This is a genomic window from Nonomuraea sp. B10E15, assembly GCF_039871615.1.
Taxonomy (GTDB): Bacteria; Actinomycetota; Actinomycetes; order Streptosporangiales; family Streptosporangiaceae; genus Nonomuraea.
Map to the genome: position 1 here is coordinate 58,510 of NZ_JBDPMB010000025.1, position 26,036 is coordinate 84,545.

The following is a 26,036-nucleotide window of genomic DNA, read 5'->3' on the forward strand; positions in this document are numbered from 1 at the left end:
CTTGACGTCAACCTTGGTTGAGGTTCTAGCGTCCCGGTGGTGGCCCGGAGCAGGGGCCGGCAGGTCCCTGCTCCGACAACTGACAGAACGGAGTGTCGTGATGCGAGCGGCGATGGTGACGAGGTTCGGCGGGCCGGAGGTCTTCGAACTGGTCGAGATGCCCGATCCGGTGCCGGGCGCCGGAGAGGTTCTGATCGGCGTGGAGATGATCGACACCCTGCTCATGGAGACGGTGGTGCGCTCGGGGACGGCGCAGGACTACTGGCCGATGCGCCCGCCGTACGTGCCCGGAGGCGGGGTGGCCGGCCGGGTTCTCCAGGTCGGCGAGGACGTGCGCCAGGACCTGCTCGGCCGAAGAGTCGTGGCCGGCATCCGCGGAGCGGAGAACGGTTACGCCGACCGCGCGGTGGCCGCCGCCGAGGCGGCGGTGACGGTGCCCGACACCGTCGACCTCGCGGTGGCCGCGGCCCTGGTGCACGACGCGACGACCGCCCTGGCCCTGTTCGACGCCACGAAAGTGGGCCGACGGGACGAGGTGCTGGTGGTCGGAGCCAGCGGGGGCCTGGGAGCGTTGTGCGTGCAACTCGCCCGCGCCCGCGCGGCGAAGGTGGTCGCGGTCGCCCGCGGCGCGAAGCTGGCGCGGCTTGAGCGGTACGGCGCCGACGCGCTGATCGACGTGGATCAGCGGGACTGGGTCGACCAGGCTCGGGCGGTGTTCGGCGGGCACGGCGCCGATGTCGTGCTGGACAACATCGGCGCTCCGCTCGGCGAAGCCGCCTCGACGCTGCTCGCCCGTGGCGGGCGGTTCTCCGCGCACGGCGCGGCCGGCGGCCGTTTCTCGAGCGTCGACCGGCAGGTGGCCGACGCGTTGAACCTCTCGGTGACCGGCATCGAAGTGGCGCAACTCGCCGACCACGACCGTACGCGCTACATCGAGCAGGCGCTGCGCGAGGTGGCCGCGGGCGTGATCGCGCCGGCCATCGGGCAGACGTTCCCGCTCGACCAGGCCGGGGCGGCCCATGCCGCGATCGAGAGCCGCACCGTGTTCGGCAAGACTCTGATCACCGCCGGCGGTGCCCGTCCCTAGACGTTCGGGTCCGGCACTGGCGTAGCGTGTCGCCATGACCGATGGACCGGCTCGTTTCGGCGGGCGAGATGATGTCGTCCTGGTCGTGGTCCTGGACTGCGCCGATCTCGACCGGTCGGCGGCGTTCTGGTGCGGAGTCCTGGGCTACACCGCTGAGGCGAGCTCGGCCGGGCACTGTCGCCGGCTCCTGCCTCCAGGAGGCAACGGCGTCGAGCTGCTGTTGCAGCAGGTTCCCGAGCCGAAGGCGGCCAAGAACCGGGTGCACCTGGATCTGCGGGTGCCTGACCTGGAGGCGGAGGCGGCCAGGGTGGTGGCCCTGGGAGGGCGGCGCGTCACCGGCGATCTCGTCGTGGAAGGCGGCCTGGCCTGGCACGTGTTCACTGATCCCGACGGCAACGAGTTCTGCGTCCTGCAGCCGTCAGAGAATCCCGCATGACGGCCGCTCTCCGGAATCCGCCCCGCGGCCGGTCGCGGCGCGGGTCTGGGGCCGCGGAGCGGCGGAAACCGGACCTCAGCCGTGGTCGCGGCGGCGGACGTACAGGCGGCGGCCTCGCGGGCCGGTCCATTCCAGCCGGACGACGCCGGGTACGGCGGCCTCGTCGCGGCGCGAAGGGTCGGACCAGTAGCCGAAGCGCGGGTTGCGGAAGAACGTCGCCCAGAGCCGGCCTTCGTGGTCCTTGAAGATGTTGTTGTGGCCGGCCCCGACGCCCATGGTCCACCGTTCGGAGTACGGCCCCTCGAAGCGGTCGGAGACGGCGACGACCGCGTCGTAGTGGTACTGCGCGCGGCCCTCGCCGGGCGGGTCGTAGGCGTAGCGGGTGCTGCCGTCGGGGTTGGCCGAGCTGCGGTTCCAGGCGGCGTGCAGGAGGTAGTACCTGCCGTGGTGCTTGAACACGTACGCGCCTTCGAGGTACGGCTCGGGCGCGTAGGGCGTCTGCCGGAACGCCGGGAGGCCGGTCACCGGGACGATGTCCTCCATGTCGTCCCTGAACTTGGCGTACAGGTGGTTGTGCAGCACCAGCCACGCGTCGCCGCCCTCGGTGTAGAGGCTGCCGTCGATGTGGTGGTACGCGCCGGGCTCGATGAAGCCGGGCCCGCCGATGAAGGAGTCGCCGAAGGGCTTGTCGTGGTTGCCCTCCACGAGCCGGTACGGCCCTTCGACCCCGCCCTCGCTCACGAGCATGAACGAGCCGACCTTCCGGGAGTGGTCGCCCATGCACGCCACGATGTACCACGTGCCGCGGAAGTGGTGCACCTCAGGGGCCCAGGCCGCGGCCCGCTTGCCGAACTGCTCGTCGTTCCAGTACTCCTGCCACGGGGCGACCACCACCCTTCCCGGCCGGTTCTCGCCGGCGAACTCGGGCGACCACACCTTGCCCTTCTCGGCGCCGGGCCGGATGCGCGTGGTGTCCGCCAGCCTCCACGGCCCTCGCAGCGACGAGGACACCCAGACGAAGATGCCGTCGTTCCACGGGGCCGGCCCGTTCTGGCCGGCGGCCCGGGTGGTGCCCGTGGCGACGTAGACCGGACGGCCTTTGACCACGAAGCAGTTCACGTAGGTGTCCCGCATCCAGACCCGGCCCAGCTCCTCGTCCCTGGGGCGCAGCTCCAGCGGCAGGATGAAGGAGTTGTCGGCGCGCGGCCACAGGTCCGGGCGGGTGTCGGCGAGGCCGTAGGGCTCGGGGTCGGGCCAGTTGGACGGGTGTCTCCGCATCGACGCGGCCTCCGCGCTCGCGGGCAGCGCCGCCGCCCCCACCACTCCAGCGGCTCCGGCCAGCAAGAATCTCCGGTTCACCTGCGGCTCGTTTCCGGCATCAGTCATCGGTCACGTCCTCTCGCGTCAGCCACTGCCCAGCGGCCGGCATGCGGAGAGTCTGCCGAAGTCGGTTGATTTACGTCAATAAGTCGGAAGAAATCAGCTGCTTCGTCCGGCCGCCCCCGTGCGGCGGTGGGTGGTGTCGCCTGCCGCGCGAGGATCGCGTACGCGAGTCAGGCGAGAATCCTCACGATGTTCGTGAACAGGCCGGGCAGGCGGCGGGCGGCGGGCACCACCAGCCGGGCCGTGCCGGGGCGGCGGGCGGCCTGCACCAGCGCGCCCGTCAACAGCCGGTGCGTGCGAGAAAGCCGCAGCCACGCGCCGTCGTAGTCCTCAGGCCGGTCCTCGGCCAGGCACCTGACCAGCACTTCGGCCGAGCGCACGGCCAGCGAGACACCCTCGCCGGTGAGCGCGTCCACGTAGCCGGCGGCGTCCCCGACCAGCAGGACGCGTCCGGAGCGGCGGGCGCGCACCGCCTGGCGCAGCGGGCCCGCGCCGCGCACCACGGTGACGGCCGGGCCGCGCAGGCGGCGGCTCAGGCCGGGGAAGTCGCGCAGGTGCTCGTCGTAGCCGCGCCGCACCGAGCTGAGGATCGCGACGCCGATCAGGTCCCCGGCGACGGGCGTGACGTAGGCTTCGCCGGCGCGCGACCAGTGGACCTCGACGAAGTCGGTCCACGGCTCGATCCTGTAGTGCCTGCGCTGGCCGTACCTGCGGGGTCCGCGCGGGGGCAGGCCGAGGCCTAGGGAGCGGCGCAGCGGGGAGTGCAGCCCGTCGGCGGCCACCAGCCAGCGGGCCCGCAGCCCGGCGGCCCGCACGCCGTCCCGGTCCTGCTCCACGCGGGTGATCTTGCCGGTGACCGTCGTGACGCCCAGCTCGGCGGCCCGCCGCGCGAGCGCCGCGTGCAGGTGCGTACGGCGCACGCCCAGGCCGGGAGCGGCGGCGAAGGCGGCCCGCACCTCCCGCCGGCCGTCGAGGTAGTGGATGCCGCGGAACGCGTGTCCCTCCACCTCGACCCCCATCGCCGCCAGCGCCGCCACCCCGCCCGGCATGACGCCCTCGCCGCACGCCTTGTCCACGGGCCCGGCCCGCGGCTCGACGACGACCGCCTCCATCCCGGCCAGCGCCGCGTGCACGGCCGTCGCCAGCCCCGCCGGGCCGCCGCCCGCGACGAGCACGTCGATCACGCCGTCACCGCTCGGACGCGAGGGTGAGAGCCGCGTTCTCGCAGCGGATCCGCACCACCATCAGCACGGCGTTGAGCACCGTGAACGCCAGCGCGGTCATCCAGGCCGTGTGCACCAGCGGCAGCGCGAGCCCTTCGACCGCCACCGCCACGTAATTGGGATGCCGCAGCCACCGGAACCGGTAGGGGCCGCGCGTCACCAGCGGCAGGCCGGGCACCACGATCACCTGCGTGTTCCAGCGCGGCCCGAGCGAGGCGATGCACCACCACCGCAGCCCCTGGGCGGCCACGACGAGGGCGAGCATCGGCCAGCCGAGCGCGGGCAGGAAGGGCCGCTGCGCCAGCACGACCTCCAGCGGCGCGCAGACGAGCAACCCCGTGTGCAGGGCCACCATCCACGGATAGTGACCCTGGCCGGAGACGACACCGCCGCGGGCCATGCTCCACGCGGCGTTGCGCCGGGCGACGACCAGCTCGGCCACACGTTCCAGGCCGACCAGCACGACGAGCAGCAGATACCAGGTCATAAGGCAGGCACCAGCAATCGGGTCATGAGCACGGAACGGGCACGGTCACCAGCGGATCAGGACGAGTTCGGAGCAGAAGCCCGGCCCCATGGCGATGATCAGTCCCCAGGCCCCCGGCTCCGGCCGCCGGGTGGCGAGGGTGTCACCGAGCACGTGCAGGACCGAGGACGAGGACAGGTTGCCGTTGGCCGCCAGCGAGCGCCACGTCACCTCGAGGGCGTCCGCGGGCAGGGCGAGCACGTCCGACACGGCTTCGAGCACCTTCGGCCCGCCGGGATGGCACACCCACGCCGTCACCTCCCCGGCCGTCACGCCGTGCTCGGCCAGGAAGCCGTGCACGTCGTCGGCCAGATACCGCCGCACGACCTCCGGGACGCTCGCGTCCAGCAGCACCCGGAACCCGGTGTCGCCCACCTGCCAGCCCATGACGTGCTCCGAACCCGGATACAGGTGGCTGCGCGTGGCCACCACGGTGGGACCGGCCGCCTCGCGTGCGCCGCCGCAGGCCACCACCGCGGCCGCGCCGTCGCCGAATAACGCGCTGGCGACCAGGTTCGCGGGCGAGGAGTCGCCCCGCTGGACGGTGAGCGAGCACAACTCCACCGACAGCAGCACGGCCACGTGGTCCGGCCAGCCGCGCAGGTAGTCGTGGACCCTGGCGATGCCCGCCGCTCCGGCAACGCAGCCCAGGCCGAAGACGGGCACCCGCTTGACGTCGGGCCGCAGTCCGAGCGCCGCCGCCAGCCGGGCGTCGACGGACGGCGCGGCGATGCCGGTCACCGACGTGAACATGATCATGTCCACGTCCGCCGGCTCCAGCCCGGCCGCGTCCAGGGCGGCCTTCACGCTTTCGAGCCCCAGATCCACGGCGACCGAGACGAAGGCGTCGTTGGCGGCGCCGAAGCCGCTGAGCTTCTCGTACTGCTCGACGGGCAGGGCGAGGTTGCGGTAGTCCACCCGGGCGCTGCGGTGCAGGCGGTCGAGGAGGCGCCGGTCGCCGTTCTCCGGCAGGCAGATGCGGGCGGCCATGTCGGTGAGCTCGGACTGCGGGTAGCGGTGGGGAGGGAAGGCACAACGGACTGCGGCGATACGGGTCATGCAGTTCTCCCTCGTCAGCCGACAACTCCTGCTTCCCGCACGTTTCCCGTCCGACCGGTCGTTTAAGCCACGCCGGGACGGCGGAGTTCGCGCCGAACGCGTACCCGAGCACGCCAGGGGAGCCGCCGAGCCGCACGGGAATTCCCGGCGGCCATCGCCCGGACTACGATCACCTTGTGACTGACCGCGACCCCGCGGCCGCCGCGGTCGTGCACGGCGGGCCGGGACGGCCGGCCGTCGGGCTGGTGCTCGCGTGCCACCCCGGCCCGACCGTGGCCGTGACCGCTCTGGTCACGGCGCTGGCCGTGGCCGCGGGACGCGACGCGGCCGGGTGCGTGCTGGCGGGCGCCGCCGTGCTGGCGGGGCAGCTCTCGATCGGCTGGTGCAACGACGCGATCGACGCCGGGCGCGACGCGGCGGCCGGGCGCACGGGCAAGCCCGTCGCGGGCGGCATGGTGAGCGCGCGTGCCGTCCGGATCGCCGCTCTCGTGGCGCTGGCCTGCTGCGTCCCGCTGTCGCTGGCCTCCGGCTGGCGGGCGGGCGCCCTGCACCTCGCCGGCGTGCTGGCGGCCTGGGGATACGACTTCGGGCTGAAGGCGACGCTCCTGTCGTGGGCGCCCTACGCCATGGGGTTCGGCGTGCTCCCGGCCTTCGTGACGCTGGGCCTGCCCGGCGAGCCGTGGCCCGCGTGGTGGGCGGTCCTGGCCGCCGCGCTGCTCGGAGTGGGCGCACACCTGGCCAACGTGCTGCCGGACATCGCGGGTGACCTGGACACCGGCGTACGCGGCTGGCCGCAGCGCATGGGCGCCTCACGCGTACGGCTTGTGGTTCCCGTGCCGCTGCTGGCCGCCACCTGCCTGCTCGTCCTCGGCCCCGGAGGCGCGCCCGGCGTGGCGGGCTGGCTGGCCGTGGCCGCCGCCTCGGTCCTCGCGGCCACGGGGCTGCTGCCGGCGGCCAGGTCGTCACGGGTGCCGTTCGTCACCGCCGTCGCCGTGGCGGCCGTGGACGTGATCCTCCTGATCGCCGGCGGCGCCTCGCTCACCGCGTGACGCGCACGGTTCCCGGCCCGTTCACCGCCCGGCGCGCAGGGATCCGCGCAGCCACCGCGTCGCCACGGCCAGCGCGAGCGGGGCGGGCACCGTACCGGCCCCGAGTCCCACCTCCACCAGCAGGTCGAACACCTCCTTGCGGTGCGCCGCGGTCGCGATCGCCGCGTCGATGAAACCGGGGGACTGGGCCAGGCGGGCCAGCACGTCGGTGGTGCGCAGGTGCCGTCCGAGGGCCTCGCGCAGCTTGCTCCGGTACAGCGTCAGCGGATCGCCCGGCGACTCCACCGCCGCCTCGGCCGCCAGCCGCCCGGACAGCAGCGCGTAGTAGATGCCCTCCCCGGTGAGCGGGTTGATCAGGCCCGCGGCGTCACCGGCGAGCAGCACCCGTCCGGCGCCGGGCGCCGGCCGTCCGGTCGAGAGCGGAAGGTGGTGGGCGCGCAGATCGCGGGGGTGCCGGTCGGGCAGCAACTCGGCGAGCCTGCCGTGCAGCACCTGACGCCCCGGCGCTCCCGCCGCGCGCAGCTTCGGCAGCAGCATGCCGAAGCCGACGTTCGCGGTGCCGTCGCCGATGGGGAACGACCACGCATAGGCCGGCCAGCCCGCCTTCTGCATGGCGATGAGCTGGACATCGTCCTCCTCGGGCACGTCGGCGTAGCCGCGCACGGCGATGGCGGTGTGCTTCTCGGCGGCGGCGGGCAGGCCGATCAGGCGGCGCACGACCGAGCCGGCCCCGTCGGCGGCCACGACCGTACGGGCCCGCAGCCCTCCGTCGATGACCACGCAGGACCCGTCGAAGCCGAGATCCCTGACGCGGTGCCGGCGTACCTCGACGCCCCTGGCCCGCGCGGCGGCCACCAGACGGGCGTCGAACACCCGGCGCGGCACCACGTGATTGGGCCGCGCGGCCTCGGCGGAGACCCGCATGCCGCCCGGCGAGACCACGGTCAGGCGGGGAGCAGGCCGGTAGTCGTCGATGAGCGCGGGCACTCCCAGCCGGGCCAGCTCGTCGCGCCCGTGGGCGGCGATGCCGTCACCGCACGGCTTGTCGCGGGGGAAGTCGGCCCTGTCGAGCAGGAGCACCCGCAGCTGGGGACGCAGTTGCACGGCCCGCAGCGCCGCCGCCGAGCCCGCCGGTCCCGCTCCCACGATCGCCACGTCCCACATGCGGTCCATGCGAGGTCTGTCCCACCGCACGCCCGATCGGAAACTCCTCACGCTCCGCGGGAACTCGCCCACCGGCTCGGCGTGCGTCCGCGGCTGATCTTGATCCCGTGTGACCTGCTCCTGCCCGGGTACGGCTTCTCCACTCCCCCTGACTCGCAGAGGAGGTTCCATGGCCGAGCAGACTGACCGGGAAGGCGCGTGGGCCCAGCGGGTCGAGGGCGAGTTGCCCACGCGCAGGCACCAGGAGGAGATCGAACAACGCCTGGCGCACGGGTTGGAGGGCGCCCCCACGATCGAGGACCGGACCATCTCGACCTTCGCCAGAGGCGAGCTACCGCATTTCGCCGGCGAAACCGGCACCTTCCTGAAATGCCCGTACATCGACGACGTCCACGCCGTGGGCGACGCCGAGGTGGCCGTGTTCGGCGTGCCGCTGGACGCCGGCGCGACCTACCGGCCGGGCACCCGGTTCGGTCCCCAGGGCATCCGCCGCTGCACCGGCCTGTTCGGCACGTACTGTTACGAGCTGGGCGTGGACCTGCGCGAGCAGCTCAACATGGTCGACATCGGCGACGTGTTCACCATCCCCGGCAACCTGGAGAAGTCCTTCGACCAGATCAGCCAGGCGATGTCGCACGTGATGTCGCAGGGCGTCTTCCCGGTCGTCTTGGGGGGCGACCACTCAATCGGCTTCCCCACCGTCCGCGGCCTGACCCCACACGTGGACGGCAACATCGGCATCATCCACTTCGACCGGCACGTGGACACCCAGGAGACCGACCTCGACGAGCGCATGCACACCACGCCCTGGTTCCACGCGACCAACATCAAGAACGCCCCGGCCACCAACCTCGTCCAGATCGGGATCGGCGGCTGGCAATCGCCGCGCGCCGGCGTCAAGGTGGGCCGGGAGCGGGGCACCACGATCATCACGGTGGGAGACGTCGAACGCGCCGGCGTGGAGAAGGTCGCCGAGATGGCGCTGGAGATCGCCTGGAAGAATGCCAGGGCGGTCTACCTGTCCTTCGACATCGACGTGATCGATGCCGGGTTCGTGCCCGGCACCGGCTGGCCGGAGCCCGGCGGCCTGCTGCCCCGCGAGGCGCTCAACCTGGTACGGCTCGTCTCCGAGCCCGGCCTGGCCGGGATCGAGATCGTGGAGTGCTCTCCGCCCTACGACTGGGCGGAGATGACCTGCCTGATGAGCAGCCGCGTCATCCTCGACAGCCTCGCCGTGCAGGTGCGGGCCGGCAAGCTGGGCCGCAAGCCGTCCACCTCGGGTCGGGCCGCGTGGGGCCCGTACCCGTCCTGATCGCTTGCTCACGGGCATCCGGCCACGCCACCTGGGCTGGCTGGGAATGCACGCACGCCGCGTCGCGCAGCCGCCGGCCGGTGGATCAGACGCTGCGTACGACAGAGACGACGATGCCCAGCACGACGGCATCGTCGCCGTCGATGATGTCGTAGGCGGGGTTGCGTGGTTCGAGACGGACATGGCCGTCGCGCCGGCGGAACACCTTGACGGTGGCCTCACCGTCGATCATCGCGGCGACGATCTGGCCCGAGTGAGCCTCGGGCTGCTGCCGTACGACGACGATGTCGCCGTCGCAGATCGCCGCGTCGATCATCGAGTCGCCCCGCACCCGGAGGGCGAACACGTCGCCGCGTCCGGTGAGGTCGCGGGGGAGAAGCAGCGTGCCGTCCACGTGCTCGTCCGCCGGGATGGGGATGCCCGCGGCGATGTCCCCGACCACGGGCACGGTCACCACGTCCGCGGCCGGTTCCGGCGACGCGGCCCGCAGGAACAGACGCACGTCGATCGGCCGGGTCATCGACGTGCCCCGGCGGAGGAAACCCCGCTCCTCCAGGCTTCTGAGGTGTCTCGCCACCGACGAGGACGACCGGAGCCCGACCGCACGGCCGATCTCGCGTGTGCTCGGTGGATAACCGTACCTGACCACCCAGTCCCGGATCGTGGCCAGGATGCGCTGCTGGCGCTGCGGCAGAACGGAGAAGTCGAGATGTTCGAACGCGTCGGTGTCGCCGTAGGTGGTCACCTGCGACATGGTAAAGGCCGGGTCGGTGCGAGCCGCTGCTCCTGGTTGTGCGGATCGAAGCGCCATGACCTTGACGGACACGCCCCGCGGGCCGCGAAGGGCGGGAATCGACGGTGGGTTATGGTCCGTACCATGCGCCCGATGCCGTCGGCCGAGATGGTCACCCTGATCTCGTTTCTCGCCGTCTTGTTGATTTTCTTCAGCATCGACGTGCGGTCGAGGGAGTCGGCGGCCTCGGGCCCGTGGCATGCGCGCATGTTCGGATGGACCTCCAGGGTCGGCGGGATCTCCACCGCCCTGGCCCTCGCCTTGGGATGGGTGGACCTTTTCCTGCCGGACGAGAGCAGCCTGATCCACGTGGCGTCGGTGGCCGTTCCGGGGTCCGTGGCGGTGTTGTGCGCCATCGTCCTGGGGCTGGAGATGCTCTGGATGCGTCACTCTTCTTGACTGCTTCCGCTGCCTGCGCGGGACATCGGGCCCTGAAAGGGAAGAGAGGGCCGAGCCTGAGCGTCAAGGCCTTGGCGAGGGTTGAGAGCCTCCTCCCGCCACTTTCACTTTATAGCAGATCCTGGCGCCTCATGAGACCTCGGAAAGTGCTCCATACTTGCCCACTGCGAACGACCCGACGAACGATGGAGCACGGAAAATTGGGTTACGTGATGGGCTTCGAGCACATCGATGCGACGAACATCGCAGAGGTCGGAGGGAAGGGGGCGCACCTGGGCGAGCTCTCGCGAATCGACGGCGTCCGCGTGCCGGACGGCTTCTGCGTCACGACGGACGCCTTCGAGCGGGTCGTGGCCGGGGCCCCGTCGATCGACGCTCAGCTTGACCTGCTGGCGCGAGTGAACCCGGACGATCGCGAGGCGATCCGCACCCTGAGCGCCGATGTCCGGCGCGCCGTCGAAGGCGTCGCGGTCCCCGACGATCTCGTGGCGGCGATCAGCGGGGCGCTCGCCCGGTTCGGGGAGCGGACCTCCTACGCGGTGCGTTCCAGCGCGACGGCCGAGGACCTGCCCACCGCGTCCTTCGCGGGCCAGCAGGACTCCTACCTGAACGTCGTGGGCGTGGAGGCCGTCGTGCGGCACGTCCGGAGCTGCTGGGCCTCGCTGTTCACCGAGCGGGCGGTGACCTACCGGTGCCGTAACGGCTTCGACCACCGGAAGGTACGGATGGCGGTGGTCGTCCAGCAGATGGTGTTCCCCGACGCGGCCGGGATCCTCTTCACGGCGGATCCCGTGACCTCCAACCGGAGGGTCGCCACCGTGGAGGCCGGTTGGGGGCTCGGCGAGGCGCTGGTGTCCGGTCTGGTCGCCGGGGACGTCTACACGGTGCGCGACGATCAGGTCGTCACCGCAGAGGTCGCCACCAAGACGCGCTTCGTCCAGGCGTCGCCGGGGGGCGGCACGCGGGAGGCGCCGACCGATCCGGGGCGGCAGGCACAGCCGGCCCTGACGGAGGCTCAGGTCGTGCGCCTGGTGCGGTTGGGCCGGCGCGTCGAGGAGCACTTCGGCCGGCCCCAGGACATCGAGTGGTGCCTGGCCGGCGACGACTTCCACATCGTCCAGAGCCGGCCGATCACCACCCTGTTCCCCCTTCCCGCGACCGATGACCAGGAGAACCACCTCTACGTCTCCGTCGGTCACCAGCAGATGATGACCGACGCGATGAAGCCGCTGGGACTCTCCCTGTGGTGTCTGACCACCCCACGGTCGATGCACGAGGCCGGCGGACGGTTGTTCGTCGACGTGGCCCCCCTCCTGGCGAGGCCCTCGGGCCGCGCGAACCTCATCGAAGGGCTGGGGAGGTCCGACCCGCTCATCAGGGACGCGTTGCAGAGCGTCGTCGACCGCGGCGACTTCCTGCCCTCGCTTCCTGACGACGATTCCGGCGCCGCGCCCGCCGGTGACTCACCCGCACCGATCGAGGCCGATCCGGCCATCGTGGCCCAGCTGATCCGGAACAACGAGGAGTCCGTCGCCACCCTGCGGGGCAAGATCCGGAGTTTGTCCGGGCCGGCGCTGCTCGACTTCATCCTGGACGACATCGCGGAGCTGAAGCGGGTCCTGTTCGACCCGCGGAGCCACCAGGTGATCATGGCGGGGTTCGATGCGGCCTGGTGGCTCAACGACCGCCTGGAGGCGTGGCTGGGCGAGAAGAACGCGGCCGACACGCTCACGCAGTCCGTCCCCCACAACGTCACGTCGGAGATGGGGCTGGCGCTCCTCGACGTCGCTGACACGATCCGGCCGCACGCGGACGTCGTGGCGTTCTTGCACCGCGTCGTGGACGAAGGCCGCGAGGGCGACGCCTTCCTGGGGGAGTTGCCCGGGCTGGCCGGCGGGCAGGAGGCGCATGACGCCATCCGCACCTACCTCGACGAGTACGGCATGCGCTGCGCGGGCGAGATCGACATCACCAGAACGCGCTGGAGCGAGAATCCCGCCATGCTCGTGCGCACCATTCTCGGCAACATCAAGAACTTCGAGCCGGGCGCCGGCGAACGACGCTTCGAACAGGGACGCCAGGAGGCGCAGCGGAAGGAGCAGGAACTGCTGGCAAGGTTGCGCGCCCTGCCCCACGGGGAGCAGAAGGCGGAGGAGACCAAGCGGATGATCGACCGCGTCCGCACCTTCACCGGCTACCGGGAATACCCCAAGTACGGCATGATCCGCCGCTATTTCGCCTACAAGCAGGCGTTGCTGCAGGAAGCCGATCGCCTCGTCGCGTCCGGCGTTCTGCGCGAGAATGACGACATCTTCTTCCTCAGGTTCGAGGAGCTGCAGGACGTCGTGCGCACCAACAAGGTGGACGCCGAGCTCGTGCTGGAAAGGCGTGCGGCGTTCCGCTCGTACGAGCCGCTCACTCCGCCCCGGGTCTTCACGTCGGACGGCGAGGTCATCACGGGCCGGTACCGGAGCGAGGACGCCCCGCCCGGCGCGCTGGTCGGCCTTCCGGTCTCGGCCGGGTCCGTCGAGGGCCGTGCCCGTGTCGTCATGGACATGGCGCGGGCCGACCTGGAGGAGGGCGACATTCTGGTCACCGCCTTCACCGACCCCAGCTGGACGCCGCTGTTCGTCACCGTCGCCGGACTGGTGACGGAGGTGGGCGGCCTCATGACGCACGGGGCGGTGATCGCGCGGGAGTACGGCCTGCCGGCCGTGGTGGGCGTGGAGCAGGCCACCCGGCTGATCCGGGACGGGCAGCGGATCCGCGTTCACGGGACTGACGGCTACGTCGAGATCCTCGATTGATCTACAATGTAAAGGCCCCGGCCGGTTTCACTGACCTCCTGTTCCCACAAGGCACGGGCTTCGCCCGTACTCCACTGCAAGAGAGCTCCGCGTTCAGGTGAGGGCCTGAGCCGCGTCGAGGAGGCGGCTCAGGTGCAGCGTGTCCGTGGCGAGGGCGGTGACCAGGACGGCGGGGCCCGCGAGCGGGGTCAGCACGGCCTGCCCGTGCGCCGGGTCATCGTCCAGCAGCCTGACGGTGGGTGGCCGGTCGTCGAGGGCCGGGTCGACGATGAGGAGCTGGCCGGCGGCGCGGTGGCCGGCCAGGACGGCGGGGCCGTCCCAGCCGGGGGCGTCCGGTCCGTAGCGGGTCTCCTGGTCCAGGAGTGGGTGGCCGTCGCGGCTGACGGTGAGGCGGGTGGTCAGCCGGCCGGGCGTCTCGCCCGTGCGGCCGAGGACCTGTTCTTCGCGCAGGACGAAGCGTGCGGTGGGGGCCAGTTCGACGGTGCAGGTTTGGCGGAGGTTGCTGCCGGCGGCGGAGATCAGCGGCTGGGGCAGCCAGTGCAGACTTGCCTGGTCGGCCGCGGTCAGGTGCAGGTCGTAGGTGGCGTGGCCGGGGGTGGGGCCGCGCAGGGCGATGGTGGCGGCGGCGGTGGTGATGTGCAGGTGGGCGCCCGCTTCGGCGGTGGCTTCGATGCGGAGCCGGTCGCCGCCGAGGGGGGCGTTCATGGCGCCGATGATGCAGACGCGCGCGTGGTCGCCGTGGGGGTGGGTGCGGCGCAGGTCGAAGGGGCCGGAGCCGTGGAGGAGGGGAAGGGTGGTGGTCTTTCCTGTTCGGGTGGCTTTGATGCGGGCGGTGGCGTGTACGCCGAGCGTGGTGGGTTCGCCGGGTGCGGTCTGGGTGGTGAGGGTCATGTGGTGGCCGTGGTCCAGGCGGTCAGGCGGTGGCGGAGCCAGTCGGACACGGGTTTGACGCCGTCTTCGGTTCTGAGGGCGGTGAAGGCGACGGGCAGGTCGCCGCGCTGGGCCTTGGCGTCGCGGGCCATGGTGTGCAGGTCGGCGCCGACGTGTGGGGCGAGGTCGGTTTTGTTGATGACGAGGAGGTCGGAGGTGGTGATGCCGGGGCCGCCTTTGCGGGGGATGTCGTCGCCGCCGGCGACGTCGATGACGAAGATCTGGGCGTCGGCCAGGCCTTTGGAGAAGGTCGCGGTGAGGTTGTCGCCGCCTGATTCGATGAGGATGAGGTCGAGAGGGCCGAGCCGGTGTTCGAGGTCTTCGACGGCTTCGAGGTTGGCGGAGATGTCGTCGCGGATGGCGGTGTGGGGGCAGGCGCCGGTTTCGACGGCTCTGATGCGTTCGGTGGGCAGGACGGCTTCACGTAGCAGGTATTCGGCGTCTTCGCGGGTGTAGATGTCGTTGGTGATGACGGCGATGGACAGGTCGTCGCGTAGGGCGCGGCAGAGGGCGGCGACGGTGGCGGTCTTGCCGGTGCCGACTGGTCCGCCCAGTCCGATGCGCAGGGCGCGGTGGTGGCTGCCGGGGTGTGGGGAGGGGGAGTGGCCGGGGCCGTGCGGGTGATTTTCGGGGGGTTCGTGGTTGTGGTGCAGGTGCATGGTGCTCCTGTGGTGGACGGGTGGGTCAGGAGGCGAACAGGCGCGTCGGGCGGGCGGCGTGTTGTTCGGCGGTGATGTCGAGTAGTGGGGCGGAGCGTGCGGGCAGGGCCGCGACGCCCTCGGTGCGGAGGCGTTGCGCGGCGTCGGTGGCGTGTTGTGCGATGTGGTCGAGGTCGGTGGTCAGGTGGGCGAGGATGGCGGTGGCGTCGAAGGGGTCCAGGCTGAGCAGGCGGACGGTGGCGGTGGCGGGGGCGCTGACGCTGTCGTAGGCGGCCGCGTGGGCGGCGTCTTGCGGGGTCAGGCCCGCGGCGCGGGCGGTCAGGCCGAGGACGATGGGCTGGTGTGTGCCGCGTGGCCGGGCTGCGGCCAGGGTGTCGAGTTCGGGGGAGGGCCAGGTGGCGCGGGCGGCGCGCAGGAGTTGTCGGCCGAGTGTGCGTGTGACCTGCCGTTGGGCGGGGGTGGGGGTGCGGGCGTCGGCGGCTTCTTCCAGGAGGAGTGGGTCGTGGCCGGTGGCGGCTGCGGCGGCCAGTCCGGCTGCGACGAGGCCGTTGGTGTGCAGTCGGCCGCGGCAGAATTCTCGCAGGCTTGCCGCGTCGTGTACGCGCCCGGTGGTGACGGCCGCCTCGGCTCCGCCCGAGTGGGCGTGCCCGCCGGAGGGGAAGCGGCCGTCGGCGAGGAGGAGCAGTGCGGCGCGGTTCATGGGGTGTCCTTGTTCGTGGTGGTCAGAACAGGAAGTACCGCTGGGCCATGGGCAGGTCGGCCGGTGGTTGGTGGTGGTCGATGGTCTCCTCGTCGATCGTGACTTCGTAGGTGTTGGGGTCGACTTCGATGCGGGGTGTGGCGCCGTTGTGGCGCATGTCCTTTTTGAAGGTTTTGCGGGTGTCGCGGATGGGTCTGAACGTTTTGTCGGTGTTGACCCGTCCGGGAAGGCCGGATTCGATGGCCCGTGCGGTGACGAAGTTGACGGAGTTGGCGGCGGGGGCGTGGCCGGTGGCTCCCCACATCGGGCGGGGCAGGATCGGCTGTGGCGTGGTGATGGAGGCGTTGGCGTCGCCGATCTGGGCGTAGGCGATCTGGCCGCCTTTGATCACTCGGTGCGGTTTGACGCCGAAGAACTTCGGCTCCCACAACACCAGGTCGGCCAGCCTGCCCACCTCGACTGAGCCGACCTCGTGGTCGATGCCGTGTGCGATGGCCGGGTTGATGGTGTATTTGGCGATGTAGCGGCGGGCCCGGTGGTTGTCGGCGCCGTTTCGGTCGTTCTCGAGAGGGCCGCGTCGGTGTTTCATCACGTGGGCTGTCTGCCACGTCCGCATGATCACTTCGCCGATGCGGCCCATGGCCTGGGCGTCGGACGACATGATGGAGATGGCGCCGAGGTCGTGCAGGATGTCCTCGGCGGCCATCGTGGCGGGCCGGACCCGCGAATCGGCGAATTGCTGGTCTTCCCGCACCATCGGGTTGAGGTGGTGGCAGATCATCACCATGTCGATGTGCTCTTTGACCGTGTTGACGGTGTAGGGCCGGGTGGGGTTGGTGGAGGCGGGGAGGACGTTCGGCAGGCCCGCCATTTTGATCATGTCTGGGGCGTGGCCGCCGCCCGCGCCTTCGACGTGGAAGACGTGGATGGGGTGGTCGCCGATGGCGGCGATGGTGTTGTCGACGGTGCCGGCTTCGTTGAGGGAGTCGGCGTGCAGGGCGAGTTGGACGCCGGTCGTGCGGCACACTTGCAGGCACCGGCGCAGGACGGCCGGGGTCGCGCCCCAGTCTTCGTGGATCTTGAAGCCCAGGATGCCCGCCTCCACCTGGTTGAGCAGCGACTCCGTGGACATCGTGTTGCCTTTGCCGAGCAGTCCGATGTTGACCGGGAAGGCATCCAGCGCCGCGAACAGCCGGGCGATGTGCCAGGAGCCCGGTGTGACGGTGGTGGCGGTGCTTCCCTCGGCGGGGCCGGTGCCGCCGCCGATGAGGGTGGTGACTCCGGAGGCCAGTGCCTCGTGGATCTGTTCGGGGCAGATGAAGTGTACGTGGGTGTCCACGCCGCCCGCGGTGAGGATCTTGCCGTTGCCGGAGATGACCTCGGTTTCCGGGCCGATCACGAAGTCGGTGGCGGTGGTGTGCCCGTCGTGCAGCCGGTCCATGGTTTCGTCGTTGTAGGCCTTGCCGAGTGCGGTGATGCGGCCGTCGCGGATGGCGATGTCGGCTTTGACCACGCCCCAGTGGTCCAGGATGACCGCGCCGGTGATGACCGTGTCGGGGGGTTCGGGGGAGCCGAAGCGGGTGGAGTCGCGTGGCGCGCAGGATTGGCCCATCGATTCCCGGATCACCTTGCCGCCGCCGAAGATCATCTCGTTTCCGCTGTGGCCGGGGCCGCCGCACCAGTCCTCGGTGATTTCGATCCGCAGGTCGGTGTCGGCCAGGCGGATGCGGTCTCCGGTGGTGGGGCCGAACCGGTCGGCGTACTGCTCGCGGGTGAGTGGCTGATGGCGTTCGTGGCGTGAGGGCTGGGGCGCGGGCGGGGCGGGCTCTGGTGCCGGGGGCTTAAGCATGGAGTTCGCCTCCGACCTTGCCGTTGAGGCCTTCGATGATGCGTGTGCCTTCGATGGGCACCAGTTCGATCTCCAGTGGGCAGTTGGGTTCGAAGCGCACCGAGCTGCCGGCGGGGATGTTCAGGCGCTTGCCGTAGGCGAGGTCGCGGCCGGGTTGGATGTCGAGCAGGGCGTTCGCCTCGTAGAAGTGGTAGTGGGAGCCGACCTGGACGGGACGGTCGTCGGTGTTGGTGACCGTCACGGTCGTGACCTCGCGGCCGGTGTTGAAGGCGACAGGGCCGGCGTCGCGCGGGTGGTCGATCTTGCCGGGGTGAAGGAGTGGTGCTTTTCTGGTGATCGCCGGGATGGGGTCGCGGAGGGTGACCATTTTGCTGCCGTCGGGGAAGGTGGCCTCGATCTGGAGGTCGCGGATCATCTCCGCGACCCCGTCCATGACGTCTTCGGGGGTGAGCACGGGTGGTTCTGGCGGTTGCGGCATCGCCATGAGCTTTTCCACGCTTGTGCCCGCCCGGGCGCCTTCGAGCACGTAGGCCGTCAGGATGGCGACCGCCTCCGGGTAGTTGAGCGTGATCCCCCGTTCTTTGCGTTTGCGTGCCACGTCCGCGGCCACGTGCATCAGCAGGCGTTCCTGTTCGTGCGGGGTCAGATGCACCCGCCACCTCGCTTTCGCTGCGCTCCGGGTCCGCCGGAGCCGTCGGTTCGCTTGGGGCGGGGAGTGGTGCCCGCCTGTAAGATCGGCTATCGCCTACTGAACGTAACGCGCCGGATACTTTGTGTGATGTTGCGTGACGGTGAGGGGTCCCTCACCCGTGGCCGGGATCAGCCCAGGGCGGACCGCGCTCGTCCCTATGCGGTTCCGGCGGCGGTCCGGATCACGCTGTTTCGGTGCTGAGGGCCTGCGCCACGGGCCGGCGCGCCGCCAGGCGTGCGGGCAGGGCGGTGAGTGCCGCCGTCGCGAGGAGCGTCGCGATCACGGCGCCGAGCAGCCAGGACGAGGGAGGGTCCACCGCGTTCCTGGCGGCGAAGAGCGAGAGCAGGCCGGTGCCGAGAGGGACGCCGATGAGGGCGCCGGGCACGCCGGGCAGGAGCTGGGCGGCGGACAGCCCTGCGGAGACCTGCCCCGGGGTGGCGCCGAGCGTGCGGGCGACGGCCATGGTCGCCCGGGCTTCCATGGCGGTGGTCCAGGTGAACGTGATGGTGTTCACGACGGCGAGGGCGATCAGCAGGACGGTGACGGCGAGCATCAGCAGGCGGTCGTGCTCGCCCCGCAGGTTGGGCAGGACGGCGGAGCCGTTCAGGCCGTAGCCCCTCTCGGGCTGGGCGTGGAGGGTCAGCAGGGTGACGATCCCGATCACCGTGGTGGCGGTGGAGCACGCCTGCAGCACGGCGCGGCCCGGACGGCGGGCGGTCAGCCGCAGCCCGAGCAGCAGCGGCGTGGGCAGCAGCGCCGACAGCGAGGTGAGCCACGGCCGGTGGCGGGGCTGGTGCGCGGGCGCGGTCAGCGCCGTGACGGTCGCCGTGCGCAGGGCGCGCAGCGTGGGACGCAGCGTGGACAGGACCGCCACCGCCACGGCGAGGACGGTCGCCGTGGCCACGGTGGCGCCGCTCGGTCCTGCCGCCTCGCCGATCCGGCTGGCGGTGGGGCTGGCGATGACGGGCGCGGCCAGGCGGGCGATCACCAGCCCCAGGGCGTCGCCGGCCAGCGCCAGCGCCAGGTACTCGGTGAGCAGGACGGCGGCGATCAGGCCCGGTGCGGCGCCGACGGCCTTGAGCAGCCCGGCGCGGCGCGTCTGCTCGACGGCGCGTCCCGCGGCCAGTGCCGCCACTCCGGTGATGGCCAGGAAGCTGAGCAGCCAGCTCCCGACGACCAGGATCGGCTGGCTGTTCTTGAGCAGGCCCATGTCCGCTGCGGCGGTGAACTGCCAGGAGTGGAAGTTGACGGGCATGGCGGGGTCGCGGTGGGCGTCGCGGAAGGCTTCGGTGGCGGCGGGGTCGCGCAACTTGAGGTCCACGGCCGTGGTCACCGGGAGATCACGGGACGAGGCCAGCGTGCGGGCGTCCTCCCGGGTCATCCAGGCCAGGCCGCTGTAGTCGCTCCCCCCGCCGCCCGGGCCGATCTGCGACGCACCGGGGTAGACGGAGGTGGCCGCGGTCACGGCGATCCCGACGACGGGGTACGGCCGGCCGGCGATGGTGACGCGGTCGCCGACGCCGGCGCCCAGCGCGGTGGCGAAGCCGCGCTCGAGGACGGTGCCGCCGGAGCGTACCCAGTGACCCGCGGTCACCAGCGGCCGGTTGACCGGGCCGGGCTTGTCGGCGAAGCCGTGCACCACCACGCGGGACGGCGTGGCATCGCGCGTGGTGAGGTCGGCGTAGACGATGCGGTAGGGGCCGTGGTGGGCGATCACGTCGGGAGCGCTCGCCAGCGAGGCCAGGGCCGAGGTCACGGCGGGGCCCGCGGCGCCGGAGAGCGCCACCACGTCCGGCCCGGCGGTGGCCGCGCGGGTCTGCTCGTACAGCGCGTCGCTCACGCCCCGCAGGGACAGGCCCAGGGCCATCGTGGCGGTGGCCACGGTCACCGCGAGCAGCAGCATCGCGGCCTGGGCCCGGTGCCTGCGCAGGTCGGCCAGGACCAGGCGCAGGACGAGCACGATGGAACCCATGACGTTCAGCCCTCCAGCCCGATCAGCCCGCCGAGCCCGCGCGGGTGCGAGCCGGTCAGCCGGGTGTCGTCGACGAACATCCCGTCGCGCATCGAGACCAGCCGGTCCGCCGTGGCCGTCACCCGCTCGTCATGCGTGACGATCACGAGGGTCTGCCCGGCGGAACGCAGTTCCTGGAAGATCCTCAGCACATCGAGGGTCGCCGCGGTGTCGAGGTTGCCGGTCGGCTCGTCGGCCAGGACGACCAGCGGGTCGTTGACCAGGGCGCGGGCGACGGCGACCCGCTGGCGTTGCCCGCCCGACAGCTGCGAGGGCAGGTGCCGGGAGCGCGCGGCGAGCCCGACCCGTTCCAGCAGCAGGCCGGCGCGGCGCCTGGCCTGGCGGCGCGAGCGTCCGGCCAGCAGCGCGGGCAGCTCCACGTTCTCGGCCGCCGACAACTCCTCCACCAGGTGGAAGGCCTGGAAGACGAATCCCACCGACCGGCGGCGCATGCGCGCCAGGGCCCGCTCGCTCAGCGTGTCGATGCGCCGCCCGGCCACCCACACCTCCCCGCCGGTTGGCCGTTCCAGGCCGCCAAGGAGGTGCAGCAGCGTGGATTTCCCGCAGCCGCTTGGCCCCATCACCGCCAGCGTCTGTCCCTGAGGCACCTCCAGGTCGACCTCGTCCACCGCGCGGACCCGGCTCTGTCCCTGGCCATGCGTCTTCACCAGCCCGCAGGCCCGGACCGCGGCACTCGGCACGTTCATCCACCCTCGACTTCGTCGTCGGCCTTGGACCAGGCACGCTCGCAGGCGTCCAGCCAGCGCAGGTCGGCCTGCAGCCGCAGCACGACCCCTTCCAGCAGCAGGCCGGCGCCCGATCCTGCCGGTTCGGCCAGCGCGGCCTGCTGCGCCTCGCGCAGCCGGCGCAGCAGCTCGCGGCGCTGCGCCGCCACCAGCTCCACCGGGTCGGCCAGCCGGGCCGCGGCGGCGGCGGCGAGCTTGAGATGGAACTCCGCCAGGTCCGGTTTCGGCCAGCCCACCTCGGCCAGCCAGGCGGCCACGCGCTGCTGCCCGGCCGGCGTCAGCGCGTAGACCTTGCGCTCCGGCCGCTCGGGCAGGCCGTCCGCCCGCTCGCAGGCCACGAGCCCCGCTCGCTCCAGCCGGTTCAGCGTCACGTAGATCTGACCGCGGTTCATCGACTCGCCCAGCGGGCCAAGGCTGCGCCGCAGCCGAGCGTGCAGGTGGTATCCGTGCGACGGCTCCTTGGCGAGCATCGCCAGCACCGCGTCCTGCATGGCACCTCCCTAACGGTTGGCTAATAGATAGCGGTTATCCATAGGAGGTGTCAAAGCACGGCATCCTCCGGGCATAGGGTTGGCGGCATGGCACTGCGACCGGTCCAGGTGAACATCAAGGCTCGGGACGACTCGGCGCTCGGCCGGTTCTGGGCGCAGGCGCTCGGCTGGGGCGTTTCCAGCGAGGGACCCGGCGTGACCAACCTCGAACCCGAGGGCTTCGCCTGGCCGGACCCCGGCGCCTTCTACGTCGACCTCGTCAGGGTCCCGGACCCCGAAACGGTGAAGTACCGCGTGCACCTCGACCTCGCCACCACCTCTGCGGCCCATCAGGCGGAGCTGGTCGCGCGCCTGAAGGAGCTCGGCGCGACGCCCGCCGATGTGGGCCAGGGCGACGTCCCGTGGACGGTCCTGGCCGACCCGGAGGGCAACGTGTTCTGCGTGTCGGAACCCCGGGAGAGCCACCGGGACACCGGGCCGATCGCCGCCGTGGTGGTCGACTGCGCGGACCCGCGGGCGATGGCCAGGTTCTGGGACGAGGCGACGGACTGGGTCCTGCTCGAGGTCACCGACGATCGCGCGCTGCTGCGCTCCGCGACGGGTGTCGGCCCGTATCTGAAGTTCCGTCGCACGCCGCGCGTGACCGTGTGGAACCGCGTCCATCTCGACCTCCTGCCGTACCACGGCGGCGACAAGGCCGCGGAGGTGGCCCGGCTGCAGACCCTCGGCGCGACGCCCGCCGACGTGGGGCAGGGCGACGTCCCGTGGACGGTCCTGGCCGACCCGGAGGGCAACGAGTTCTGCGTCCTCGGCCCGGCCTGACGCGGGGCGGCCGGGCGCGGGGCGTGACCACGGCGACCGCGGTCGCCGGCCGCGGGCCGGAAATCCGGGTGCGGAGGGGCGGCGGGGTGGTGTGTGATTGGGGGATGACGATCGAGATGGGCGGGCCCGGGGTCGACGGGCTCGGTGACGTGGTGCGAGTGCTGGGGGAGTGGCAGCACGACGGGCAGCCCGTGCAGGTGCATCCGGGGGACTTGGGGTGGTTCTGGCGGTTCGGCGCGGAGCGGACTGCGCAGGCTACGCGGACCTGGAGCCGGGCTGGGGACATTCTGGCCGTCGGGCTGCTCGATGGCGCGGACCTGGTGCGGCTGGCGTTCGCTCCGCAGGCGTGGCAGGACGAGGAGCTGGCGCGGCAGGTGGCCGGCGACGTGTCGGCGTCTGAGCGCGGTGTGCTGCCCGAGGGCAAGGTGTACGTCGAGGCGCCGATGGGCGCCCTGGTCCGGGACCTGCTGTCCGGGGACGGCTGGGAGAGCGGCGAGGCGTGGACGCCGCTCCGGCGTGACCTGGGCGCGCCTGTGCCGGATCCCGGTTTTCGCGTCGAGGTGGTCGGGCCGGAACAGGCGCCTGAGTGGGCCGCGGTCCTGCGGGCGTCGTTCGACGGGTCGACGTTCACCGAGGAGCGCTGGCACGCGATGGCGGCAGGCGCGCCGTATGCCGGCGCGCGGTGCCTGGCCGTACGCGACGAGCGGGGCGAGGCGGTGGCGGCCGTGACGGTGTGGTCGGCGGGTGCGGGCAGGCCAGGGCTGATAGAGCCGCTGGGGGTGCACCGCGCGCACCGCGGTCACGGTTACGGCCGGGCGATCACGGTCGCCGCGGCGCGCGCACTCCAGGAGGCGGGCGCGTCCAGCGTGGACGTGTGCACCCCCAGCTCCAACGTCGGCGCCGTCGCCACCTACCGGTCGGCCGGCCTCGAGCCGTTGCCCGAGAGACGTGACCTGTACCGCGACGCTTCCTGAGGCTTCGATGCTCAGGCCGGCCGGTGGTTCCCTGCGTCCTGCCGGCGACACCTACGGGCGCCGGGAAGCCGGTGAGCCATCCATGCCGGGGCCGGCCTCCAGGCGTACGTCAGCATGACGATGAGCTCCGCATCCCGCCGAGCCGGCGGATCGCCTCCATCGGGTACGGGGTCCGCCTGCTCTGGCGCTGGAACGCGCGGTTGAAGTCGGACATCACCTTGGCGACCGGCGCGTGCCGGGCGAGGACGGCCGCGGCCTCCTCCGGGATTCCTGCGGGGCGCTCGCCCTCCGCGTAGGCGCGCACCAGAGCGTAGCGCCCCTCGCTGTCCTCTCTCCGGAGTCCGTACAGAGCGGTGACCAGCCAGTTCGTCAGATAGGTGGCGCTGTAACAGCGGTCGTAGGTCTGGTGGCGGTCGAAGAAGCCGGCCTCGGCCGGCGACAGCTCGAACCCGGAGGAGACGGACAGGCCGTAGTCGGCGAAGTACAGGCGCCGGCCGTCGGTCAGGATGTTCTCGAAGTGCGCGTCGAAGTGCAGGAGCCCGCGGCTGTTCATGAAGGAGACGCCGGCCGCCAGTTCCCTGTCCACCATGACGCAGGCCCGGCCGGCGGCTCGGCCCCCTGCCTCGACCTGAGCGCCCAGCCACTGGTGCAGGTTCTGCGGGATGTACTCCAGGAACAGCGCGACGCTCGCCGACGACTGCCGCAGGGCCTGGATCCGGCGGCGTACCTGCGATCCGCCGCCCCAGTAGGCAACAGCCCGCTCGACGTCGGCCAGTTCGTCGGGCAGGGGCGTCGAGTCCGGCAACACCCGCCAGTGATACATCAGGGGAAAGCCCTCGTGTTCCGCCGCCAGCACCCAGTTCGTCGTCATGGTGTGCACGGCGAGCTCCCTCCAGACTCCGAAGCCCGGCCCGCCGATGATGCCGACGCCGTAGTGACAGAAGTCGGGCAGATCAAACAGGTTCGCCGTGGACCGGACGTGCTCGGGCCGCCTCTCCAGGTCGGTCAGGGGCACCCGCTTCACGAAGACCGGGGTTCCGGCGACCTCAAGCAGGGCCGACGTCCCGCCGATGCCGGATCCGATCGGCAGGGCCGTGTCCACGAGCTCGCGCAGGGCGCGATCGCTGCGCAGAGCCAGGGCCGTGGAGACGGAACCGTGGGCGGTCAGGCGCGCACCGCGGGACATGTCAGGACACTTCACTGCGGCTTCCACCTGGGCGCCGACCTCGATTCTCACCATGGCCGCGCAGTCGCGCCCAGCGCAACGGCGCGTGGCTCCGCGGATCGGCCTCCGGAACGGGCAGGAGGGCGGACAAGATCCGTAGAAGACGACAGACCTGAGCGCCCACTGACTGCACCTTAGTGAAGAGCGCGAGCTGGGCGTCATCAGGGACGACCTGCGCTGCACCGCGGTCCGCGTCAACCGTCCGGCACGTCGCCGGGAGCGGTGTGCCGGCCTCACGCCGCTTCGAGCACGGTCGTGAGGGCGTGGATAGATGCTCCCCTGTTCACCGATCGTTAGGGGAGGGGAGGTTTCGCTGGTGGCCGCGAGACGGAGGATGAAGGTGTGCCTCCCGTATGACGGATGGCCCAGCCCCATGGCGCGATCGAGAGGAACGTCCCCATGTCAGGTTCCCTGTCCCGGCGAGCTTTACTGGCCGGCGTGCCCGCCGTCGGCCTGGCGGTCGCGCTGCCCGGCGCCGCTTCGGCCGCGGAGAGCGCCTACGCGGCCTTCCGCGTCGTACGTCGCCGCCCCGGCGAGCCCGGCCGGCCCGAGGTCGTGCTGCCCGCCGGTTACGAGATCCTGCCCGGTGAGAAATACTCCGTGGCTTCTCGGGCGGAGTACTACACGTTCGTCCAGGGCCCGCACACCGCCGCGGGGATCGAGGTCACGGTCCGCTGGCCGGACGAGCGGGTCGAGGCCGTCGTCCACCAGGACACGCGGCTGGAGCTGCGCCGCGTTCCCGGCGACAGGCACAGCGTGTCGTTCACGCTGCCGATGACGCAGCCCTCGCCCGACGCCAACCAGCCGACGCTGCAGGTGTGGAGCCATCCCGACGTCTCGCCAGGCATGAACTGGCGGATCGAGCACAACGACCCTGACCGCGCCGCGGGCCCATGGACGACGGTGCCGTGGCCGGCAGGCCCGGTCAGATCGGTGATCCACCAGCTCGTCGCGGCGCACACCATCCTGCGGGACTCCGGCATGGTCGACGTCGCCGCGGCGAAGGGACACCGGTTCGTGCTGATGGGCATCGAGACCAACAACACGCTGCACGCCGACAATCCTCCGCACTGGCACATCTCGTACAACTCCGGTGCGGACTTCAGCGCGCCCACCCACAATCCGCACTTCTGGCTCGACCCGTCCGGCCGTAATTTCTACAACGGCATGGACGTCACCGGTCTGGGCCGGCTGAAGTACTACGTGGGCGATCCGGCGCCGCTGTACGACTTCGTGGGGGAGGCGAACGGCGGCCGTGGCGACCTCGTCGTCACCTTCACCCTCCGGCAGGACGGCGGCATCGACATCGTTTCGCCGCAGGGCCGCACGTACGCCATCGCGGCCGGGCGCGGGGGCGATCTGGTGGAGGAGGTCACCGCGCTGCGTGACGGCGAGCCCTGGCTGCGCGTCAGCACCGACGACCGCGTCCGCCAGGGCGTGCTGGTCGTGCGCGTCGAAGGGCTGCGGGACCGCGCCGATTCCAGCGTGCGGGTCTACCGTTATGACCGGCTGACGGGAGTGGGGCTCCCGTAGCGATGAAGAAATTTCCACCGAAGTAGCCTCTTACCTGCGTTGACGGAGGCATGTGGCCGCCCTGTGGTGGGTTGGTCAAGAGAGCCGGAATCCCATCGGCTTGACCTTGACGCGACGTCAACGTCTTGACTTGGCCAGGCGGGCAACCACCCGCTGCCCATCAAGAA

At 71.6% G+C, this 26,036-nt stretch carries 24 protein-coding genes; 9 read left to right on the top strand and 15 right to left on the bottom strand.

Annotated features, from left to right (window positions below):
- Positions 1-100: 100 nt before the first annotated feature.
- Together ABGB14_RS42030 and ABGB14_RS42035 are read left to right on the top strand one after the other, a co-directional pair.
- Positions 101-1,087, top strand: a complete 987-nt coding sequence (locus ABGB14_RS42030) for a zinc-binding dehydrogenase (protein WP_347649465.1) — start codon at positions 101-103, stop codon at positions 1,085-1,087.
- A gap of 34 nt (positions 1,088-1,121) precedes the next feature.
- Entirely contained in the window at positions 1,122-1,523 is a 402-nt protein-coding gene (locus tag ABGB14_RS42035; RefSeq protein WP_347649466.1) for a VOC family protein, read from the top strand.
- Between the two features lie 75 nt (positions 1,524-1,598).
- Here the strand turns inward: ABGB14_RS42035 and ABGB14_RS42040 are convergent, their stop codons facing one another.
- The 4 genes from ABGB14_RS42040 to ABGB14_RS42055 form a co-directional block, all read right to left on the bottom strand.
- On the bottom strand, positions 1,599-2,909 hold the full coding sequence (locus ABGB14_RS42040) for a family 43 glycosylhydrolase (RefSeq protein WP_347649467.1): 1,311 nt from the start codon (positions 2,907-2,909) through the stop codon (positions 1,599-1,601).
- A 167-nt stretch (positions 2,910-3,076) separates the two neighbouring features.
- Positions 3,077-4,090, bottom strand: a complete 1,014-nt coding sequence (locus ABGB14_RS42045) for an NAD(P)/FAD-dependent oxidoreductase (protein ID WP_347649468.1) — start codon at positions 4,088-4,090, stop codon at positions 3,077-3,079.
- 4 nt (positions 4,091-4,094) lie between these two features.
- A complete protein-coding gene (locus ABGB14_RS42050; RefSeq protein WP_347649469.1) occupies positions 4,095-4,616 on the bottom strand; it encodes an isoprenylcysteine carboxylmethyltransferase family protein in 522 nt (173 codons plus the stop codon).
- A gap of 45 nt (positions 4,617-4,661) precedes the next feature.
- A complete protein-coding gene (locus tag ABGB14_RS42055) occupies positions 4,662-5,714 on the bottom strand; it encodes a 3-oxoacyl-[acyl-carrier-protein] synthase III C-terminal domain-containing protein (RefSeq protein WP_347649470.1) in 1,053 nt (350 codons plus the stop codon).
- A 176-nt stretch (positions 5,715-5,890) separates the two neighbouring features.
- Between ABGB14_RS42055 and ABGB14_RS42060 the strand changes: the two genes are divergently transcribed.
- Complete coding sequence (locus ABGB14_RS42060; protein ID WP_347649471.1) at positions 5,891-6,763, top strand: UbiA family prenyltransferase; 873 nt, start codon at positions 5,891-5,893, stop codon at positions 6,761-6,763.
- A gap of 21 nt (positions 6,764-6,784) precedes the next feature.
- Here ABGB14_RS42060 and ABGB14_RS42065 read toward each other — a convergent pair whose 3' ends face one another.
- The gene (locus ABGB14_RS42065; RefSeq protein WP_347649472.1) at positions 6,785-7,936 is read right to left on the bottom strand and encodes an NAD(P)/FAD-dependent oxidoreductase; all 1,152 of its coding nucleotides are present in this window, start codon (positions 7,934-7,936) and stop codon (positions 6,785-6,787) included.
- A gap of 160 nt (positions 7,937-8,096) precedes the next feature.
- On the opposite strand from ABGB14_RS42065, the gene ABGB14_RS42070 reads away from it, so the two are divergent.
- The gene (locus ABGB14_RS42070; RefSeq protein WP_347649473.1) at positions 8,097-9,239 is read left to right on the top strand and encodes an agmatinase family protein; all 1,143 of its coding nucleotides are present in this window, start codon (positions 8,097-8,099) and stop codon (positions 9,237-9,239) included.
- A gap of 85 nt (positions 9,240-9,324) precedes the next feature.
- Here the strand turns inward: ABGB14_RS42070 and lexA are convergent, their stop codons facing one another.
- Positions 9,325-9,993, bottom strand: a complete 669-nt coding sequence (gene lexA, locus ABGB14_RS42075) for a transcriptional repressor LexA (protein ID WP_347649474.1) — start codon at positions 9,991-9,993, stop codon at positions 9,325-9,327.
- Between the two features lie 132 nt (positions 9,994-10,125).
- Here lexA and ABGB14_RS42080 point away from each other — a divergent pair, with 132 nt between their 5' ends.
- Entirely contained in the window at positions 10,126-10,431 is a 306-nt protein-coding gene (locus tag ABGB14_RS42080) for a hypothetical protein (protein ID WP_347649475.1), read from the top strand.
- 209 nt (positions 10,432-10,640) lie between these two features.
- The gene (rph, locus tag ABGB14_RS42085; protein WP_347649536.1) at positions 10,641-13,238 is read left to right on the top strand and encodes a rifamycin-inactivating phosphotransferase; all 2,598 of its coding nucleotides are present in this window, start codon (positions 10,641-10,643) and stop codon (positions 13,236-13,238) included.
- A 93-nt stretch (positions 13,239-13,331) separates the two neighbouring features.
- Here rph and ABGB14_RS42090 read toward each other — a convergent pair whose 3' ends face one another.
- The 8 genes from ABGB14_RS42090 to ABGB14_RS42125 form a co-directional block, all read right to left on the bottom strand.
- Positions 13,332-14,129 carry an urease accessory protein UreD gene (locus ABGB14_RS42090; protein WP_347649476.1) on the bottom strand — a complete coding sequence of 266 codons (798 nt, stop codon included), beginning with the start codon at positions 14,127-14,129 and terminating at the stop codon, positions 13,332-13,334.
- The gene (gene ureG, locus ABGB14_RS42095; RefSeq protein WP_347649477.1) at positions 14,126-14,827 is read right to left on the bottom strand and encodes an urease accessory protein UreG; all 702 of its coding nucleotides are present in this window, start codon (positions 14,825-14,827) and stop codon (positions 14,126-14,128) included. The genes ABGB14_RS42090 and ureG overlap by 4 nt, the downstream gene beginning before the upstream one ends.
- A 25-nt stretch (positions 14,828-14,852) precedes the next feature.
- Positions 14,853-15,527 (bottom strand): urease accessory UreF family protein, encoded by a 675-nt coding sequence (locus ABGB14_RS42100; RefSeq protein WP_347649478.1) that lies wholly within the window; start codon positions 15,525-15,527, stop codon positions 14,853-14,855.
- Between the two features lie 22 nt (positions 15,528-15,549).
- Positions 15,550-17,376: an urease subunit alpha gene (locus ABGB14_RS42105; RefSeq protein WP_347649479.1), complete on the bottom strand. Its 1,827-nt coding sequence runs from the start codon at positions 17,374-17,376 to the stop codon at positions 15,550-15,552.
- A complete protein-coding gene (locus ABGB14_RS42110; RefSeq protein ID WP_347649480.1) occupies positions 17,369-18,028 on the bottom strand; it encodes an urease subunit gamma in 660 nt (219 codons plus the stop codon). The genes ABGB14_RS42105 and ABGB14_RS42110 overlap by 8 nt, the downstream gene beginning before the upstream one ends.
- A 220-nt stretch (positions 18,029-18,248) precedes the next feature.
- The gene (locus tag ABGB14_RS42115; RefSeq protein ID WP_347649481.1) at positions 18,249-20,039 is read right to left on the bottom strand and encodes an FtsX-like permease family protein; all 1,791 of its coding nucleotides are present in this window, start codon (positions 20,037-20,039) and stop codon (positions 18,249-18,251) included.
- A gap of 5 nt (positions 20,040-20,044) precedes the next feature.
- Complete coding sequence (locus ABGB14_RS42120) at positions 20,045-20,785, bottom strand: ABC transporter ATP-binding protein (RefSeq protein ID WP_347649482.1); 741 nt, start codon at positions 20,783-20,785, stop codon at positions 20,045-20,047.
- Complete coding sequence (locus ABGB14_RS42125; protein WP_347649483.1) at positions 20,782-21,315, bottom strand: PadR family transcriptional regulator; 534 nt, start codon at positions 21,313-21,315, stop codon at positions 20,782-20,784. Before ABGB14_RS42125 ends, ABGB14_RS42120 begins: the two co-directional genes overlap by 4 nt.
- Before the next feature lie 87 nt (positions 21,316-21,402).
- On the opposite strand from ABGB14_RS42125, the gene ABGB14_RS42130 reads away from it, so the two are divergent.
- Complete coding sequence (locus tag ABGB14_RS42130; RefSeq protein WP_347649484.1) at positions 21,403-22,137, top strand: VOC family protein; 735 nt, start codon at positions 21,403-21,405, stop codon at positions 22,135-22,137.
- A 104-nt stretch (positions 22,138-22,241) separates the two neighbouring features.
- Positions 22,242-23,111 carry a GNAT family N-acetyltransferase gene (locus ABGB14_RS42135; protein WP_347649485.1) on the top strand — a complete coding sequence of 290 codons (870 nt, stop codon included), beginning with the start codon at positions 22,242-22,244 and terminating at the stop codon, positions 23,109-23,111.
- A gap of 109 nt (positions 23,112-23,220) precedes the next feature.
- On the opposite strand, the gene ABGB14_RS42140 is transcribed toward ABGB14_RS42135, so the two are convergent.
- Entirely contained in the window at positions 23,221-24,297 is a 1,077-nt protein-coding gene (locus ABGB14_RS42140; protein ID WP_347649486.1) for a protein kinase family protein, read from the bottom strand.
- 438 nt (positions 24,298-24,735) lie between these two features.
- Between ABGB14_RS42140 and ABGB14_RS42145 the strand changes: the two genes are divergently transcribed.
- Positions 24,736-25,869: a hypothetical protein gene (locus ABGB14_RS42145; RefSeq protein ID WP_347649487.1), complete on the top strand. Its 1,134-nt coding sequence runs from the start codon at positions 24,736-24,738 to the stop codon at positions 25,867-25,869.
- The last annotated feature ends 167 nt before the right edge of the window (positions 25,870-26,036 follow it).